Origin of the sequence: Streptomyces spiroverticillatus, from assembly GCA_014650415.1 — a bacterium.
Classification (GTDB): Bacteria; Actinomycetota; Actinomycetes; order Streptomycetales; family Streptomycetaceae; genus Streptomyces; species Streptomyces spiroverticillatus.
The window spans coordinates 91,656-110,136 of sequence record BMUX01000022.1 but is presented as its reverse complement, the minus strand read 5'-3'; the positions used below and the strand labels follow the sequence as shown (position 1 = coordinate 110,136).

Sequence of the window (18,481 nt, the reverse complement as noted above, 5' to 3'; positions counted from 1 at the left end):
TGGTGTGCGCTCCCTTACCTAGTTCGTGTTCGGTAGGGAGATCGGTGGTTTCCCGTGACTCTGCATAGGCAGACTCGGCGACCAGCGGTCCCTGGAAGTCGCCGAGCACGGGGTGTGGGCACCGCCCTGCCGCGAGCTGCTGCTGACGGACGACGTACGGGAGCGGGCCGCCGCGCTGGCGGAGGCCCACCCGGAGCTGGGCGAGCTGCTGCACAAGATTGCGGAAGGCATCGCTGTCGAGGGGATGGAGTCGCTGGCTCCGGTTCTCGTCGACGACATGGAGCTGCTGCTCGACGTGCTGCCCGAGGGGTCGATGGCGGTCGTCTGCGACCCGGAGCGGGTGCGGACGCGGGCCGCCGACCTGGTGGCGACGAGCCAGGAGTTCCTTCAGGCGTCGTGGGCCGCCACCGCTGGGGGCGGCGAGGCGCCCATTGATGTCGGTGCGGCTTCGCTGTGGGGGATCGCGGACGTCCGTGACCGGGCGCGGGAGCTCGGGATGATGTGGTGGTCGGTGTCGCCGTTCGCCGCCGACGACGCGGATTTCGAGGACGACACCCTCAAGCTCGCCATGCACGCCCCCGAGATGTACCGGGGCGACACCGCCAAGGCCCTCGCCGACACCAAGGGGTGGCTGGCCGACGGCTGGCGCGTGGTGTTCGTGACCGAGGGGCACGGGACTGCCTCCCGTACGGTCGAGGTGCTGGGCGGGGAGGGCATCGCCGCCCGGCTCGACTCGGACCTGGGCGAGATCTCGCCGAATGTCGTGCACGTCGCCTGCGGCGGCCTCGACAACGGCTTCGTCGACCCGGTCCTCCAGCTCGCCGTGCTGACGGAGACCGACCTCACCGGCCAGCGCACCGCCACCAAGGAACTCGGGCGGATGCCCGCCCGCCGCCGCAAGTCCGTCGACCCGCTCACCCTCCAGGTCGGCGACTTCATCGTGCACGAGCAGCACGGTGTCGGTCGCTACATCGAGATGGTGCAGCGGACCGTGCAGGGCGCGACCCGCGAGTACCTGCTCGTGGAGTACGCGCCCGCCAAGCGCGGCCAGCCCGGCGACCGGCTGTACATCCCGACCGATCAGCTGGAGCAGGTGACGAAGTACGTCGGCGGCGAGGCCCCGACCCTGCACCGGCTCGGCGGCGCCGACTGGACGAAGACCAAGGCGCGCGCCAAGAAGGCGGTCAAGGAGATCGCCGCCGACCTGATCAAGCTGTACAGCGCGCGGATGGCGGCCCCCGGCCACACCTTCGGCCCCGACACCCCCTGGCAGCGCGAGCTGGAGGACGCCTTCCCGTACGCGGAGACGCCCGACCAGCTGTCCACCATCGCCGAGGTGAAGGAGGACATGGAGAAGTCGGTGCCCATGGACCGGCTGATCTGCGGCGACGTCGGCTACGGCAAGACGGAGATCGCGGTGCGGGCCGCGTTCAAGGCAGTGCAGGACGGCAAGCAGGTGGCGGTACTGGTGCCGACGACGCTGCTCGTGCAGCAGCACTTCGGGACCTTCACCGAGCGGTACGCGCAGTTCCCCGTCAACGTACGCGCGCTCAGCCGCTTCCAGACCGACACCGAGTCGAAGGCCACCCTCGCGGGGCTCAAGGACGGCGCGGTCGACATCGTCATCGGCACGCACCGGCTGTTCTCGCAGGAGACCCAGTTCAAGGACCTGGGGCTGGTCATCGTCGACGAGGAGCAGCGCTTCGGCGTCGAGCACAAGGAGCAGCTGAAGAAGCTGAGGGCCAATGTCGACGTACTGACAATGTCGGCGACACCCATCCCCCGCACGCTCGAAATGGCGGTCACCGGCATCCGCGAAATGTCGACGATCACCACCCCGCCGGAGGAGCGGCACCCCGTGCTGACCTTCGTCGGTCCGTACGAGGAGAAGCAGATCGGCGCGGCCATCCGCCGTGAACTGCTGCGCGAGGGCCAGGTCTTCTACATCCACAACCGGGTGGAGTCCATCGACCGGGCCGCCGCCAAGCTGCGTGAGATCGTCCCCGAGGCGCGCATCGCCACCGCGCACGGCCAGATGTCCGAGACGGCACTCGAACAGGTCGTCGTGGACTTCTGGGAGAAGAAGTTCGACGTGCTGGTGTCGACGACGATCGTCGAGTCCGGTATCGACATTTCGAATGCGAACACGTTGATCGTCGAGCGTGGCGACAACTTCGGTCTGTCGCAGCTGCATCAGTTGCGTGGCCGTGTGGGCCGTGGTCGCGAGCGTGGTTACGCGTACTTCCTCTACCCGCCGGAGAAGCCGCTGACCGAGACCGCGCACGAGAGGCTGGCGACCATCGCCCAGCACACCGAGATGGGTGCGGGCATGTACGTGGCGATGAAGGACCTCGAAATCCGCGGCGCGGGCAATCTGCTCGGCGGCGAGCAGTCGGGGCACATCGCGGGCGTCGGCTTCGACCTGTACATCCGCATGGTCGGCGAGGCCGTGGCCGACTACCGGGCGGCGGTCGACGGGGCCGAGGAGGAAGAGGCTCCGCTGGAGGTCAAGATCGAACTCCCGGTGGACGCCCACGTTCCGCACGACTACGCGCCCGGCGAGCGGCTGCGCCTCCAGGCGTACCGGGCCATCGCCGCCGCCACCACCGAGGCCGACATCGCGGCGGTACGGGAGGAGCTCACCGACCGCTACGGCAAGCTGCCGGAACCGGTCGAGAACCTGCTGCTGGTCGCCGGCCTGCGCATGCTGGCCCGTGCCTGCGGGGTCGGGGAGATCGTGCTCCAGGGGCCGAACATCCGGTTCGCGCCGGTGGAGCTGCGGGAGTCGCAGGAGCTGCGCCTGAAGCGGCTGTACCCGCGCACGGTGATCAAGTCCGCCGCGCACCAGATCCTCGTACCGAGGCCGACGACGGGCAAGATCGGCGGGAAGCCGGTGGTGGGCCGGGAGCTGCTGTCCTGGACGGGCGAGTTCCTCACCACCATCCTGAGCTGACACCTTTGGGGAGTGGGCAACACACCGCCCGCGAGGCCGGGATGAGCGGCTTCGCGGGCGGGGGTTCAGGAGGTTCCGTTCGGTGCCGTACGGCCGGGACTCGGTCCCGTACGGCTAGGGTGCGGGGTCTTCCTTGCGGTCGCCCATCCCCAACGCGCCTTCCACTTTCTGCTGGGCCTGGTCGACCTTCTCGGAGTACTTTCCGCCGGTCTTCTCGTTGACCTCTTCCTCGACGGCGTCGGAAATGTCCTTCGCCTTGTCCTGGGCCTGGTCCTTGAACCTGTCGAAGATCCCCATGGGCGGGCTCCTTCCGCAGAAGAGAACGGGACATTTCCGACGCTACGCCGGGCCGGGGGATCGCGCGCGCCGGGGAGCCTCCGGCGCGCTGTGTGGAGCGGACCACATTTCGGTGGTATGTCGCGGGTCGGGCGGTTCGTTCGGGGCAGGCATTCCTAGGGTGGGGCGCTTGCCGGTGCTGAACAGCTGAAGAAGTCGTGGGGTGGGGTTCGTCGTGATAGCTCGTGGGTTTCGTACGTCTCATGCGTCTTGTACGTCTCATGCGTCTCGTACGTCCAGGAGGGCCTGGAAAGCCGTGTCCGCGGCGGGACTCGGTGCCGCGTTGCTGGTGGGCACCGTCGGCTGCGACAGCATGAAGGACGGGGGCGGCTCGGGGTCGGGCCAGGCCGGGCCCGTCGGCAAGCCCGGGTCCGCGCTGGCCGCCGTCGGCGACCTTCCCGTCAAGGGCCGTGCGCCGAAGACCGGTTACGAGCGCAAGTCGTTCGGCCGGGCCTGGGCGGACACCGACGACAACGGCTGCGGCACCCGCGACGACATCCTCAAGCGGGACCTGAAGGACGTGAAGTTCACCGACGGCACCAAGCGGTGCAAGGTCGCCTCCGGGGTGCTGGAGGACGATCCGTACACGGGCACCCGCGTCGAGTACAAGCGCGGTGCGAGCAAGGTCGACATCGACCACCTGGTGGCACTGTCGGACGCCTGGCAGAAGGGCGCCCAGCAGTGGAGTCCGGGCAAGCGGCTCGCCTTCGCCAACGACCCGCTCAACCTGCTGGCCGCCGAGGCCTCCGCCAACCGCAAGAAGGGCGACGGCGACACCGCGACCTGGCTGCCGCCGAACAAGGGCTACCGGTGTGCGTACGTCGCCTCGCAGGTCGCGGTGAAGAAGAAGTACGGGCTGTGGGTGACCGACGGCGAGCGCGACGCCATGAAGTCCGTGCTCCAGGGCTGCCCGAAGCAGGGGCTGCCCAGCGGCGGCAACCCGACGGAGGCTCCCGTCAAGCGGTAGCGCGCCGCGTCCGTAGCGGGATCCGGCGTCTGTGGCGCGCCGCGTCCGTAGCGGGATCCGGTATCTGTGGCGCGTCGCGTCCGTAGCGGGATCCCGCGTCCGTCGCCAGATCGCGCGGGAACGCCCCGGCAGGGCCGCCCCCCTCCAGGGGCCCTGCCGGGGCGTTCGGCTTTCCTGCGCCCGGTGTCAGAGCTTCAGCTCCCACTGCGACGCCTTGTGCTCGAAGTCCGGGGCGATCTCCACGGTCAGGTTCTTCGCGTCGGCCGGGATGCTGAAGGCGTACTTCACCGTGGCCTTCTTGCCGGGCAGGATGCTGCCCTGGAACATCGTCCCGGCCTTCTCGTCGAAGATCTGCTCGGCCTCCGTGCCGTCCTTGCCGGCGCGGGCCGTCGCCATGACGGTCGAGGCGTTGAACTTCTCCGTCCCCGCGTTGTGGACGACCACCGTCACCAGGCGGGCCTTGTTCCCCTTGGTGTGACCGGCCGCGTACTCGCCGGGCGTGAACTTCGTCGGTGCGGACACCGTGACGGTCAGCTTGTCGTCGTACTCGGCGGAGTCGCCCGCGGCGAGGGCTGTGTCCTTGTCGGACTTCCCGGCCTTCTCCCCGCCCGCGGCCTTGTCCTCGGACTTCGCGCCGTCGGCCGTGCCGCCCTTCTTGGTGGCCTCCTGCCCCGACAGCGTCTTGTCGAGCTCCTTGATGCCGTCGTCGACCGCCTTGAACAGCAGTACCGCGCCCACCGCCGACAGGATCAGCGACACCAGTCCGAGCGCCGCGCCGGTCAGCGTCACGCCCTTGTTGGTGGCCTCGCCGCGCTTGACCCGGCCGTTGCCCGTCAGGCCCAGGATCAGGGCGATCAGGCCGAGGACGCCGGCCAGCCAGAACATCAGCGGGATCAGCCCGGACAGTGCGCCGATGAGGCCGAGGATCAGGGCCGCCGTGCCCAGACCGTTGCGGGCGGCGCGGGGGGCGCCATGGCCGCCGTGACCACCCGGGTAGCCGCCGGGGTGGCCGCCCGGCTGGCCGTCCTGGCCGCCGTAGTACTGCGGCTCGGGGCCCTGGGGGTACGTCGGGTGGTTCGAGTGCTGAGACATGGGATGCCCTCCGGCAGAGGCCCTCGATGGGGACGGGGTGCGATGGGTCAATGACAACAGAACCTGTGAACCGAGTCAACACGGTTCACGGAGATTCGAGAGTTCACGTTGTGAAGCGGGGTGTGAACAGGTCTGTCGGTATGCTCGGATCACAGCTCATACGCCGAGAGGGGCAACAGCGGTGCCGGACAACGCAACAGAGGTGACCGCAGCCGGGATCGCCCGGCTGGCCGGAGTCGGCCGGGCCGCCGTGAGCAACTGGCGGCGCAGGCACGCCGACTTCCCCAAACCCGTCGGCGGCACCGAGACCAGCCCCTCCTTCGCGCTCGCCGAGATCGAGGACTGGCTGCGCACCCAGGGCAAGCTCGCCGAGGTCCCCCTGCGCGAGCGCGTCTGGCAGCAGGTGGCCGGCCACCCCGCCGGTGCGGTCACCGCCCTGGTGCACACCGGATGCGTGCTGCTTCTCGTACGGGAGAGGCCCACGGCGTGGCGGGCGACGGCCGCCGGGTCCGACGACACGTGCGCCGAACTCCTGCCGACCGCCCTGGCGCAGGTCCTGGACGGGCGGCTCGGCGGCGAATGGCTGCGCGCCGTGCGCACCCCGGACGCCACCGCCCTCGCCGCCTCCGTGCCGCTGCTGCGGGCCGCCGCCGAACTCGCCGCACAGGAAGGGCCTTCACCGGCGTACGAGTTCCTGCTCGGCCGGCACCTCGACGCCAACCCCCGGCAGTACACGCTGACCCCGCCCGGCCCCGCCGCCCTCATGGCCGCCCTCGCCGGGCACCCCCGCACCGTCCTCGACCCCGCCTGCGGCACCGCATCCCTGCTGTGCGCCGTGGCGGAGGCGGGCGGCGAGAGCGACCGGCCGAGCGCCCTGTACGCCCAGGACGCCGACCCGGACCTCGCCGCCCTCGCCGCGCTCCGGCTCGCCCTGCGCGCCGATGCCCGCACCACCGAGGTGCGGGCCGCCGCCGCCGACACCCTGCGCGCCGACGCCTACCCGCAGATCAGCGTGGACGCGGTGGTCAGCCACCCGCCGTTCAACGAACGCAACTGGGGGCACGACGAACTCGCCTACGACCCCCGCTGGGAGTACGGCTTCCCCGCCCGCACCGAGTCCGAGCTCGCCTGGGTGCAGCACGCCCTGGCCCGCCTGCGCCCCGGCGGCACCGCCGTGCTGCTGATGCCGCCCGCCGCCGCCTCCCGCCGCTCCGGCCGCCGCATCCGCGCCGACCTGCTCCGCCGGGGCGCCCTGCGCGCCGTCGTCGCCCTGCCCGCAGGGGCCGCCCCGCCCTACGGAATCCCGCTCCACCTGTGGATCCTGCGCAAGCCCGAAACGAGCACCAGTGCCGGTGCGAGCGCGAGCACCACCGCCGGTGCGAGGACCGCCACCGGCGGTGGGCGGAACGCCACCGGCCCCGGTGCCAGGACCGCCCCCGAACTGCTCCTCGTCGACACCGCCGACCTCTCCGAAGCAGGCCGCGACCGGCTCGACTGGGCCGCCCTGCACACCGCCGTGCTCACCACCTGGCAGACCTTCGACCGTGACGGCACCGTCGAGGAGCGCCCCGGGGTGAGCCGCGCCGTGCCCGTCATCGAGCTGCTGGACGACGACGTCGACCTCGCCCCCGCCCGCCACCTGCCGCCCTCGGCCGCCGGTGGCGGCGTCGCCGAGCTGGCCTCCGTACGGGAAAGACTCGCGGACACCCTGCGGCTGACGGCCGAGCTCAATCCGCACACCGGCACCGGTGCGAGCGCACCGCCCGCGCACTGGCCCCTCACCACCGTCGGCGAACTCGCCCGCGCGGGCGCCCTGGTGCTCCGTACCGGATCGGCGGCCGGCGGCGGCCCCGCCGGTGCACGGGTGCTCACCGAGCAGGACGTCCTCACCGGTGGCACCGCCTCCGGAGCACCGGGGGACACCGGCGACGGTGACGCCGTGCTCACCGCACCCGGTGACGTCGTCGTGCCGGTGCTGGGCGGCGGTTCGATCGCCCGCGTGGTGGACGAGGCGGGCGCCGGTGCCGTGCTCGGGCGCAACCTGCACCTCCTGCGGCCGGACCCGGCGGCCGTCGACCCGTGGTTCCTCGCCGGTTTCCTGCGCGGCACCGCCAACAACCGGCAGGCGAGCAGTTTCGCCTCCACCGCCGCCCGGCTGGACGTGCGCCGCCTCCAGCTGCCCCGGCTGCCGCTCGCCGACCAGCGCCGCTACGGCGACCGCTTCCGCGCGCTCGCCGCGTTCGAGGACGCACTGCGGCTGGCCGGGAGGCTGGGGGAGCAACTGGTGCAGGGACTGTACGACGGGCTGGCGGACGGGACGGTTCCGCCGGAGTAGGCGCGAGGGAGGCGCGAAGCGGGCGCGCAACAGGCACGGAATCGGTGGTCCGATCCGTACAACCCTGGGGCCGTTGTCGGAGTCGCTGTATACGCTCGTCGTACGTCCCCAGCACGTCCCGCCACGTGCCGTCACCCCAGGAGCAGCCATGCCCGGCCCCGGCCTCACGCCGCCGCGCAGCCAGCCGAGTACCGGTGTGCTGGTCACGCTCAGGGTGGTGTTCGTCGTGCTCACCCTGTTCAGCTGCGGGCTGCTCTCCTGGGCGGCGATGCTGCGCATCGCGGTGGTGCGGCGGCGGCGCGCGGACTGGGTGCTGTTCGGTCTGGCGCTGGCCCTGTCGGTGGCGCTCTTCATCACGATCGGTGTCGTCGGCAACTCCGATCCGGACGCGCCGCTCACCGCCGTCGACTGGGTGTGCCTCCTGCTGCTGTTCGCGATGGCGGCCGGGGTGACCACGCACTACCTGGTGGCCGACATCAACCACTTCTCGCAGCCGGTGCCCGCCTCCTACGCGTGGGGGACGGCACCGGGCGCGGCGGCCGGCCCGGGGCAGCCCACGGTCCCGTACGGCTACCCGCAGCAGCAGCCCACCGCCGGGCCGTCGTACGGGTACCCGCCGGTGCAGCAGCAGCCGCCCGTGCCGCAGCCCGTACAGCCCCCGGTCCAGCCCCCGACGTACCAGCAGCCGCCCGTGCAGCAGCCGCAGCCCCGCATCCACCAGGTCCGCGCCGAACTGGACGAACTGAGCGAGCTGCTGCGCAAGGAGCCCAGGGACGGCCGCGGCGACGGAGGACAGCCCCGGTGAACGGCCGTGTCATCGCGGGCCGTTACGAGCTCGCCACCCTCATAGGCCAGGGCGGCATGGGCCAGGTCTGGACGGCGTACGACCAGCGCCTCGACCGGCGCGTCGCCGTCAAACTCCTGCGCCCCGACCGGATGCACGCCGCCACCGAGGCCGAGGACATGCGCCGTCGCTTCGTGCGCGAGTGCCGGGTCACCGCGCAGGTCGACCACCCGGGCCTGGTCACCGTGCACGACGCGGGCAGCGACGGCGACGACCTCTACCTCGTCATGCAGTTCGTCGAGGGCGCCGACCTCGCCGACCACTTCGCCGAGCACAACGACCCGTACCCCTGGCAGTGGACGGTGTCCCTCGCCGCCCAGCTGTGCGCGGTGCTGGCCGCCGTGCACGCGGTGCCGATCGTCCACCGCGACCTCAAGCCGCGCAACGTCATGGTGAAACCCGACGGCACCATCACCGTCCTCGACCTCGGCGTCGCCTCCGTCCTCGACACCGACACCACACGCCTGACCCACACCGGCACCCCCATCGGCACCCCGGCGTACATGGCACCGGAGCAGGCGATGGGCGGCGCGGTCGGACCGTACACAGACCTGTACGCACTCGGCGTGCTGCTGCACGAACTGCTCACCGGCGACGTCCCCTTCGCCGGGACGACCGCACTCGGCATCCTGCACCGGCACCTCTACGAAGCACCGGCGCCGGTGCGTCAGTTGCGCCCCGAGGTGCCGCAGGCGCTGGAGGCACTCGTACTGCACCTCCTCGCCAAGGACCCCCAGCACCGGCCCGGCTCCGTGCAGGAGGTGTACGAGCGGCTGGCGCCGCTGCTGCCGGAGCGCGGCCGGCCGGCCGGACCGCTGGACCCGACGCGCCCCTTCCTGCGACCGCAGGCACCATGGCCGGACCGGGCGGCGACGCCGGCGCCGGCGACGGCACCGGTGTCGGCGCCCGCCAAGCCGGATGTCGCCGGCGCCGTCGACGAGGTCAAGCAGCTCCTCGGCGAGGGCCGCATCACCCAGGCCGTCGACCTGCTCGGCAACATCCTCCCGGCCGCCGCCGCCGAGCACGGGGAACGCTCCCCGGTGGTGCGCATCCTGCGCAAGCAGTACGCGGCGACGCTCCTGGACGACGGCCAGTACCGGCGCGCCCTGCCGGAGCTGCGCCGCCTCGCAGACGAACGCGCGGCGGAAACGGGCCCGGCCGACCCGCAGGCACTCCAGTTCCGGTACGACGCGGCCCAGTGCCTGGAGCAACTCGGCGAACCGGCGGCGGCGCTGGCCGAGTACCGGGCGCTCCTGCCGTACTACGAGAACGGGTACGTCTCCGGGGGCGACCCCTCGCGCGCCTTCGAACTCCGGCACCGGGTGGCACAGTTGCTGCTGGCGATGGGCGACCACACGGAGGCCGGACGCCAGCTCCAGGGCCTGCTCTACGACGCGGAACGAGCGTACGGGTCCTACCACCCCCTGGTGCAGGAGATCCGGCGCGGACTCGACCGGCAGCGGCAGTTCGGGGGGCTGCGCTGAACGGGCGCCGAGGGACCCGCGCCGACACCTTCCCTTCGCCCCGCGGACAGTCCGCCGCCACGCCCCGCACCCCCGCACCCCCTACCGTCCCCGCCATGCCCCTGCTGACCCACCCCCTCGCCCGCCGCGCCCTGCGCCCCCTCGCGGCCCTCGTCGATCAGCGCGTACACAGCCAGACCCGGGCGGACCGCGCCCGCCTGGAGGCGATGCGGGCCGAACTGGACGCCCTGAAGAAGCAGAGCACCGCCGTCGGCATGCTGCTCGACCGCACCGGCCGTGGTGCTCATCGGATGCCCTCCGAGGAGCAGATCACCACCCTGGTCGCCCAGGTCGCCGAGATCACCGGCAGCGGGCACGCCCGGCGGGCGGTCACCTCCGCGTTCCGTACCGTCGTCGCCCTGGAGGCCCTCGGGGTCGGCCGGATGGCGGGCGGCACCTCCAACGTCTGCGGCAAGCTCGCCACCATCCCGCTGCTGGCACCGCCGAAGCACCCCGACGTACTCGAAATCGGCACCCTGTACGGGCTGTTCGCCACCGCCCTCACGCGGATGCTGCACCGCGAGGGCGTCGAGGCGCGGCTCACCATCGTCGACCCGCTCATCGGCTCGCAGCTCCAGCCGGACGCGGTGCGGGAGGCCGACGACCCGACGGGGACGCCGGTGCGCGAGGACGTCGTACGGGCGAATCTCGCGCTCGGCGACACCAATTTCCGCATCCAGAAGGGGTTTTCGCAGGACGAGGACGTGCGGGAGGCCGTCTCCGACCGGCGGTACGGGGTCGTGATCGTCGACGGTGACCACTCCAGGGAGGGTGTTCTCGCCGACCTCCGGTGGGTCGAGGAGATCGTCGCCGACGGGGGTGTCGTCGTCCTGGACGACTACGGCGACGCCGCGTGGCCCGGTGTGGGTGAAGCGCTCGCGGAACACCTCGCGGACAGTGGCTCCCGCCTCGAACTCCTCGGGCGGGTGGCGACCTCGGCCTTCCTCCGGGCCCGCCCGGTCGCGTGAGCCCGCAGCTCTTTCAGGTCCTGCGGTTTGCCCTGGTGGGTGGGGTCAACACGGGGACTTTTTACGGGTGTTACCTCGCCCTGCACGGGTGGTTGCCGTACTACCCGGCGTACGTGCTGGCGTTCGTGGTGAGCATGGTGGGTTCCTTCTTCCTGAACACGTACTTCACGTACCGGACGCGTCCGACCTGGCGGAAGTTCTTGTTGTTTCCGCTGACGAACCTTACGAACTTCGTCGTGACGTCGGTGGGGGTGTTTGTGCTGGTGGAGTGGTGGGGGGTCGATGAGCGGATCGCTCCGTTGGCGGCGGCGGTAGGGGCGATTCCCGTCACGTACGTGCTGTCGAGGCGGATTCTGCTGGCGGAGGGTGGGGCGGGGCGGGCGTCCGTGGATGCGTGACCCGGTACCGGGGTGAATTCGCCCCAGCCCCGCCCCTTCACCTAGACCCGCGGGGCTGTTGGGGTGGGGTTGCTGTTCCTGATGGGGCTGCGCCCCTTGCCCCCTGCACGGCTTCGCCGCGCGTCCTCAAACGCCGGACGGGCTGATGCGCCCCTCCGCCGGGACAGCCACACCCACACCCCGGCCCCCGCCACCCCCACCAGCGCCACACCCCCCACCGCCGACCCCGCCCGCAGCCCCGGCGGACGGAACTCGCAGCGCACCAGCCCGCCCTCCGGGCCCACCGGCACCGACAGCATCCCCAAGTAGGAGGCGGCCGGAGCCAGTTCCGTGCCCGGGGCCGCGCACTGCCACCCCGCGATCCTCGGCACAGCAACCACCGCCACCCGTGCCCCCGCGCCCGCCGGAATCCGGGCCTCCACCGTCCCGTCCCCGAACGAGATCCCCGAAGCGCCCCGCAGCCCCCGCACCGCCTCCTCCAGCCGGTCCGCCCGCAGGCACGCCACCTCCGCCCCCCGCTGCCCCGGCCCCTCCAGCCGCACCCGCACCCGGCCGTCCCCCGGCGCCATCCCCACCTGCTGCATCGGCGCCCGCACCCGGCCCCGCTTGGAGTCGAAGCCAACAGCGGGGTTCGCGTCCAGGCGTGCCGTCCCCTTCAGGCCCGGCGCCCACACGTACACCGCAGCCCCCGGCGTGCACCGCCCCTCCGTACCCGGCAGCCGCTCGTACACCTGCGACCCCAGCAGCAACTCCTGGTTGGCGAAAGCCGAACGCCCGTAGTCCGTCCCCTCCGGCAGCGCCTCCCGCACCGTCACCAGCGGCGCCGCCTCCCCGCGCACCACCGAGAACTCCGTGTCCGCACCCTGCCGGTACGTCGACCGCAGCCGCGCGCCCACGCCCCACAGCGCGTCCGTCACCGGGTTGTCCAGGCTGTGCGGGGCGCGCCCGCTGCCGTTCCAGCCGTCGCCGAGCGCGGACAGCGTGCGGGTCAGCACCGCCGACGTCACGCTGCTGTAGTACGAGGCTCCCTGGCCGCCCACCACCATCGCGTCGTTGTGCACCGTCTGCGTCCGGCCCGGGTCGGTGCGGTAGCGGGGCCAGCCGTCCACCGATGCGATCGCCGCACGGTGGGCCACCTGCCGCGGCCCGTACGGGGCGTGGTCGTCCTGCGCCGCCACCCGCCGCTTGGCCGCCCACGCGGTGGTGAGCGCCGACTGACCCACCGTGCAGCCGATCAGCAGCGCGGCGGCCACCACCGCGTACCCCCGACGCCCCAGCCCCAGCAGCATCAGCGCCCCCACGGCCGCTACCAGCCCCACCGCCGCCGCCACCCACGACCACCGCACCGTGAAGGCACTCCCGAGCCCCGCCAGCCCCAGCAGCACCACACACCCCACCCCGCCCAGCAGCGCCGGGCGCGGCAATGCCCCCTTGCCCACCGCTACCCACCCCGCCATCACCAGCACCCCGGACAGCACGAACGTCTGCCGGTACGGGCTCCCGTTCGGCTCCGTGAACGCATGCCACGCCAGATGCGTCGGCCCCCACTGCATCGACAGCACCATCAGTACCGCCAGCACCGGCCACCCCACCCGCTCCCGCACCGCGAGCCCCCGGTGGAAGGGCAGCGCGCACGCCAGCAGCAGCACAAAGGAACTGACATACATCGCGGGGGAGTTGAAGGAGTACGTCGCCGGGAGCAGCCGCCCCAGCAGATCCCCCCACCCCGCCGGCCGGAACGTCAGCCCCATCCCCGGATACGCGTGCTTCGTCCCCGCGTACACCGTCAGCAGCAGCGGCGCCGACAGCCCGATGCCCAGCGCCACCACCGCGCACGCCTTCCCCGCCACCCGCAGCCGGGGCCGCCACGCACCGCCGTCCATCAGCAGCCGCGCCGCCAGCACCAGGCCCGCGCCGAGCGTCGCCATGTACGCCGTGTAGAAGTTCGCGACCCACACGTACGCGACCAGCAGGACGCCGCCGAAGAACCACCGCACCGGCCGCCGGCCCGCCCGTATCGCCTCGCCCACCCCGCACAGCAGCGGGAACGCGATCAGCCCGTCCAGCCACATCGGGTTGTACGACGCCTCGATCACCGACCACCCGCACAGCGCGTACGCCGCCCCCAGCGTCCCCGCGAGCCACCACCGCCCGCCCGGCCGCATCCGCAACAGCAGCCACGCCATCACCGCCGCCGCCACCGCGATCCGCAGCACCGACGTCACGTACACCGCGAGGTCGATCTGGTCGCGGGGGAAGACGGCGACCAGGAAGGAGAAGGGGCTCGACAGATACGTCCCCACGTCCGGCAGGAAGCTGGAGCCGTACCCCGACTGCCAGTTGATCAGCCAGCCGCCGTCCGCACGGCCGTGCAGCAGATCCCACAGATGCGCGTGGAAGGGGACGAACTGCGTTCCCAGGTCGTTCACATTCCGGTTCATCGCGCCGAAGGGCTGACTGCCCGCCACCGCCGAGCCCAGGCAGTGCGCGAACGCCGCCAGCGCGGCGGCCAGCAGCGACGACGCCGCGACAGGACGGAAACGGGGGAGGGCGGACCGGGGCCGATTCAGCATGGAACCGACCGTAAACACGTCACCGGCCCTTTCACCACCACCCCGCGATTCCGTTAACCGAACCGCCCTTTCCCCGTCATCCGACTCCTGAAAGAACGTCATCTGGCCGCGCTCCCATGGCACATGCTCATCTCCCTCGTCGTGCCCTGTTTCAACGAGGCGGAGGTCGTGCGCCGATTCCACGCGCACGTGTCCCGGGAAATCGCCTCGTTCACCCCCACCTTTTCCGAGCGGCTGACTTTCGAATTCGTGTACGTCGACGACGGCAGCGGCGACGAAACACTCCGCCATCTCCGCTGCCTCGCGGGAGAGGATTCCCGCGTCCGGTACGTCTCCTTCAGCCGCAATTTCGGCAAGGAGGCCGCCATGCTCGCCGGACTGCGGCACGCGGGCGGCGACGCGGTCGTCATCATGGACGCCGACCTCCAGCACCCGCCCGAGCTGATCGCCCGCATGATCACCCTGCACACCCAGGGAAACGACCAGGTCGTCGCCCGCCGCACCCGCGCCGGCGACCGCGTCACCCGCACCCTGACCGCCCGCGCCTACTACCGCTTCGTCAATCGACTTGTCGACGTCGAACTCGTCGACGGCGTCGGTGACTTCCGCCTCCTGTCACGCCGCGCCGTCGACGCCGTCCTCAAACTCACCGAATACAACCGCTTCTCCAAAGGCATCTTCGCCTGGATCGGATATCCGACGGAGACCTTCGCCTACGAGAACGCGGTACGCGAACAGGGCCGCTCCAAGTGGACTTTCGGCAAACTCCTCAACTACGGCCTCGACGGCGTCATTTCCTTCAACAACAAACCCCTGCGCGCCGCCCTCTATCTGGGACTCCTCCTGCTCGCCGTCGCCATGGCGTACACCGCGTGGATTGTCGGTGTCGCGGTCGTCAACGGAGTGGAAACTCCCGGATACGTCACCCTCCTCGTCGCCGTCACCGCGCTCTCCGGAGTGCAGATGGTGCTGCTCGGCGTCGTCGGCGAATACGTCGGCCGCATTTATTACGAGGCCAAACGCCGCCCGCACTTCCTCGTCGGCGAGACCGACGCCGACGTACCCCGCCACGATCCCGAAACGAACAGCCGCCCAAGCCCCGGTCACGGCGTCCCGGCCGCCGCATCCCCACTCGTACACGACTCGTTGGTCGAACCAGTGGCCCGGACCACTCCGGCTGCCTAACATCAACAACCGCAAGGCTGTTGTGCAACGCCGCACGATCACCGCCCCCGGGAGGCACCCTTTGCACCGCCGTACGCGCACCCGCTCCACGCTCCTCGCCGCCGCCGGACTGCTCGTCGCAGGCCCCGTCCTCACCGCCTGCGGCAGCCAGTCCCACCCCGGAGCCGCGGCCATCGTCGGCGGCGAGCGCATCGAGGTGTCCGCCCTCCAGGGCCAGTCCAACGCCGTACGGGCGGCGCAGGCCAAGACCCCGCAGGCCAAGGAAGTCATCAGCGGCACCGGCCAGCTCACCCGCGCCGAACTCCAGATCACCCTCTTCCGCCGGGTCGTCGAACGCGCCGCCGAGGACGCGGGCCTCACGGTCAGCCGCAAGGAGATCCAGCAGGCGCGGGCCGCCGCCGTCCAGCAGAAGGGCGGCGAGGAACGCCTGAAGTCCGACCTGCTCGGCCAGGGGTACGCGCCCGAGCAGATCGACTCCGCCGTCCGCCGCGACATCCAGCTCACCAAGCTGGCCGCCCTCCACCAGGCGGACCTCTCCACCAACGAGGGCATGCAGAAGATGACCGCCGTCCTCGCCAAGGCCTCCAAGGCCCTGAAGATCAACGTCAATCCGCGCTTCGGCAAGTGGAACGACGAGCAGATCATGCTGGTCGCGCAGAAGACGCCGTGGATCGTCCAGAAGACCAAGGACAAGGAGGCCCAGGCGGCGGCCGACGCGGGGGCGCAGCAGGTGCCGTAGCCCTTCGGAACGCGGCGCGGGTACGGTCGAGGGGTGACCACAGAAGCACCCCTCGCACCCCCCGCCCCCGGCCGTATCGTCCTGCTCACCGCCAGCCACCGGGTCGCCCCCGGCCTGCTGTCCTGGCCGGCCTGGGAGACCCTGCGCTCGGCGGACCGGGTGCTGTGCGCGGACGCCGGGCATCCGCAGCTTCCGTATCTGTACGAGGCGGGCGTGCGGGTCGAGCAGGTCGTGCCGGTGGCGGAGGAACTGGTCGCCTACTGCGCGGAGGGCGGGCGGACCGTGGTCGTGCTCCCCTCTTCCGAGGGCTCCGGTGAGGGGGACGCCCGGCTGACGGACGGCCTGGCCCGCCTCGCCGGCTCGAACCGCGTCCAGATGCCCGACCTGGAACTCCTCCCCGGCTCGTACGACCTGCCCGGCGCGCGCCTGCTCGACCTGGTCCAGGTCATGGACCGGATCCGGCGTGAGTGCCCGTGGTCGTCCCAGCAGACCCACAAGGGGCTCGCCAAGTACGGCATCGAGGAGGCGTACGAACTCGTCGAGGCCATCGAGGCGGGCGACCGCGCGGAACTCCGCGAGGAACTGGGCGACGTACTTCTCCAAGTGATCTTCCATGCGCGGATCGCCGAGGACGCTTCCGGCGAGGATGACTCGGGCGAGGAACCCTTCTCCATCGACGACGTCGCCGCCACCCTCATCGACAAGCTCATCCACCGCCACCCGCACGTCTTCGGCGACGAGACCGCGGAGACCCCTGCGGACGTCAAGGCGACCTGGCTGCGCACCAAGGCCGTCGAGAAGCAGCGGACTTCCGTCACCGAGGGCATCCCCCTCACCCAGCCCGCCCTGGCCCTCGCGGCCAAGCTGTCCTCGCGGGTACGTTCCGGGGGGCTTTCCGTGCCGCTTCCGGCGGGGGACGGCCTCGGGCACGAACTTCTCGCCCTGGCAGCGCGGGCGGAGGCCGAGGGGGTCGACCCGGAGACGGCTCTGCGAGAGGTCGCTCGCGCTTACCGGGACGCGATCCTGGCGGTCGAGTCGGCCTGACCTCCCTGCGGCGGGGCCTCGTGTGTGCCGCGCCCGGCACCCCGGTTGCCTGCGGCGCGTGCCCCAGTCCCGCCCCTTTACCCAGGGGTCTCTGTTCTGGGCGGGTGTGTCGTGGCTGGTCGCGCAGTTCCCCGCGCCCCTGGTGGCATGCCCTCCGGGCAGCCAGCCCCCTTCCGGTCCGAGGGCCCGCAACGCCCCCGCACCCGTTACCGTCGAGCCCGTGAGCACCGCACCCCCCGCCCCCGAACTCTTCACCTGGGAGTTCGCCACCGACCCTTACCCCGCCTACGCCTGGCTCCGTGAGCACTCGCCCGTGCATCGGACCCGGCTGCCCAGTGGGGTCGAGGCCTGGCTCGTGACGCGGTACGGGGATGCCAAGCAGGCTCTCGCCGATCAGCGGCTCAGCAAGAATCCGGCGAACCATGCCGGTTCCGCGCATGCGAAGGGGAAGACGGGGATTCCCGGAGAGCGCAGTGCGGATCTCATGACGCACCTGCTGAACATCGATCCGCCGGACCACACCCGGCTGAGGCGCCTCGTGTCGAAGGCGTTCACGCCGCGTACCGTCGCCGAGTTCGCGCCCCGCGTCCAGGAGCTGACGGATCAGCTCATCGACCGCTTCGAGGGCCGGGGGTCCGCCGACCTCATTCACGAGTTCGCCTTTCCGCTGCCGATCTACGCGATCTGCGACCTCCTCGGGGTGCCGCGCGAGGACCAGGACGACTTCCGGGACTGGGCCGGGATGATGATCCGGCACGGCGGCGGGCCGCGCGGGGGAGTGGCCCGGTCGGTCAAGAAGATGCGGAACTATCTGGCCGAGCTGATTCACCGCAAGCGCGAGGACCTGGGTGAGGACCTCATCTCGAATCTGATCCGGGCCAGTGACCACGGCGAGCACCTCACCGAGAACGAAGCCGCCGCGATGGCGTTCATCCTGCTTTTCGCGGGGTTCGAGACGACGGTCAATTTGATCGGTAATGGGGTGTATGCCCTGCTTCGGAATCCGGGGCAGAGGGGCAGGCTTCAGGAAGCCCTTGCCGGAGGCGACACCGAACTGCTCGCCACCGGGGTCGAGGAGCTGCTGCGGTACGACGGGCCCGTCGAGCTCGCCACCTGGCGGTACGCCACCGAGGCGCTCACCCTCGGCGGGCAGGAGATCGGAGAGGGTGACCCCGTACTCGTCGTGCTCGCGGCCGCCGACCGTGACCCCGAGCGGTTCCAGGATCCGGACAGCCTCGATCTCAGCCGTCGGGACAACCAGCATCTCGGGTACGGCCACGGCATCCACTACTGCCTCGGTGCGCCCCTCGCGCGACTGGAGGCGCAGACCGCTCTCGCGACCCTGCTGACCCGTCTCCCTGACCTGCGACTCGCGGTGGAATCCGATGATTTGCGGTGGCGGGGAGGGCTCATCATGCGTGGACTGCGCACGCTTCCGGTGGAGTTCGGAAGTGTCCCGGGAGAGAGAGAAAGTGACGGGGGATCAGGGATGTGACCTTTGCGTGATCTCCGCTGCATCGACTT

The 18,481-nt window shown here is 71.4% G+C and carries 13 protein-coding genes and 1 pseudogene; 11 read left to right on the top strand and 3 right to left on the bottom strand.

Annotated elements, in window-relative coordinates; all coding sequences use genetic code 11:
• Window positions 1–70 precede the first annotated feature (70 nt).
• Window positions 71–2,953: pseudogene (gene mfd, locus IE269_RS37465) on the top strand (transcription-repair coupling factor); the annotation flags it as partial.
• A 114-nt stretch (window positions 2,954–3,067) separates the two neighbouring features.
• On the opposite strand, the gene IE269_RS37460 reads toward mfd, so the two are convergent.
• Window positions 3,068–3,250, bottom strand: a complete 183-nt coding sequence (locus tag IE269_RS37460) for an antitoxin (protein ID WP_189827781.1) — start codon at window positions 3,248–3,250, stop codon at window positions 3,068–3,070.
• A 352-nt stretch (window positions 3,251–3,602) separates the two neighbouring features.
• On the opposite strand from IE269_RS37460, the gene IE269_RS37455 reads away from it, so the two are divergent.
• Entirely contained in the window at window positions 3,603–4,256 is a 654-nt protein-coding gene (locus IE269_RS37455; protein ID WP_189827791.1) for an HNH endonuclease family protein, read from the top strand.
• Between the two features lie 186 nt (window positions 4,257–4,442).
• On the opposite strand, the gene IE269_RS37450 is transcribed toward IE269_RS37455, so the two are convergent.
• The gene (locus IE269_RS37450) at window positions 4,443–5,348 is read right to left on the bottom strand and encodes a DUF4352 domain-containing protein (protein ID WP_189827780.1); all 906 of its coding nucleotides are present in this window, start codon (window positions 5,346–5,348) and stop codon (window positions 4,443–4,445) included.
• Between the two features lie 181 nt (window positions 5,349–5,529).
• Between IE269_RS37450 and IE269_RS37445 the strand changes: the two genes are divergently transcribed.
• The 5 genes from IE269_RS37445 (at window position 5,530) to IE269_RS37425 (ending at window position 11,416) form a co-directional block, all read left to right on the top strand.
• Window positions 5,530–7,683, top strand: coding sequence for an N-6 DNA methylase (locus IE269_RS37445; protein ID WP_229898540.1), 2,154 nt, complete (start codon window positions 5,530–5,532; stop codon window positions 7,681–7,683).
• Window positions 7,684–7,831: 148 nt separating this feature from the next.
• The gene (locus IE269_RS37440; protein ID WP_189827778.1) at window positions 7,832–8,488 is read left to right on the top strand and encodes a hypothetical protein; all 657 of its coding nucleotides are present in this window, start codon (window positions 7,832–7,834) and stop codon (window positions 8,486–8,488) included.
• Entirely contained in the window at window positions 8,485–10,011 is a 1,527-nt protein-coding gene (locus tag IE269_RS37435) for a serine/threonine-protein kinase (protein ID WP_189827777.1), read from the top strand. The genes IE269_RS37440 and IE269_RS37435 overlap by 4 nt, the downstream gene beginning before the upstream one ends.
• Window positions 10,012–10,106: 95 nt before the next feature.
• Window positions 10,107–11,018, top strand: a complete 912-nt coding sequence (locus IE269_RS37430; protein WP_189827776.1) for a class I SAM-dependent methyltransferase — start codon at window positions 10,107–10,109, stop codon at window positions 11,016–11,018.
• Window positions 11,015–11,416, top strand: a complete 402-nt coding sequence (locus IE269_RS37425; protein WP_189827775.1) for a GtrA family protein — start codon at window positions 11,015–11,017, stop codon at window positions 11,414–11,416. The genes IE269_RS37430 and IE269_RS37425 overlap by 4 nt, the downstream gene beginning before the upstream one ends.
• A gap of 41 nt (window positions 11,417–11,457) precedes the next feature.
• Here the strand turns inward: IE269_RS37425 and IE269_RS37420 are convergent, their stop codons facing one another.
• On the bottom strand, window positions 11,458–13,989 hold the full coding sequence (locus IE269_RS37420) for a YfhO family protein (RefSeq protein WP_189827774.1): 2,532 nt from the start codon (window positions 13,987–13,989) through the stop codon (window positions 11,458–11,460).
• A gap of 123 nt (window positions 13,990–14,112) precedes the next feature.
• Between IE269_RS37420 and IE269_RS37415 the strand changes: the two genes are divergently transcribed.
• The 4 genes from IE269_RS37415 to IE269_RS37400 all read left to right on the top strand — a co-directional run bounded on the left by IE269_RS37415 (window position 14,113) and on the right by IE269_RS37400 (window position 18,452).
• The gene (locus IE269_RS37415) at window positions 14,113–15,174 is read left to right on the top strand and encodes a glycosyltransferase family 2 protein (protein WP_189827773.1); all 1,062 of its coding nucleotides are present in this window, start codon (window positions 14,113–14,115) and stop codon (window positions 15,172–15,174) included.
• Window positions 15,175–15,235: 61 nt separating this feature from the next.
• Window positions 15,236–15,913, top strand: coding sequence for a SurA N-terminal domain-containing protein (locus tag IE269_RS37410; RefSeq protein WP_189827772.1), 678 nt, complete (start codon window positions 15,236–15,238; stop codon window positions 15,911–15,913).
• Window positions 15,914–15,946: 33 nt separating this feature from the next.
• A complete protein-coding gene (locus tag IE269_RS37405; protein WP_189827771.1) occupies window positions 15,947–16,957 on the top strand; it encodes a nucleoside triphosphate pyrophosphohydrolase in 1,011 nt (336 codons plus the stop codon).
• A 220-nt stretch (window positions 16,958–17,177) separates the two neighbouring features.
• Complete coding sequence (locus tag IE269_RS37400) at window positions 17,178–18,452, top strand: cytochrome P450 family protein (RefSeq protein ID WP_189827770.1); 1,275 nt, start codon at window positions 17,178–17,180, stop codon at window positions 18,450–18,452.
• Window positions 18,453–18,481 lie beyond the last annotated feature (29 nt).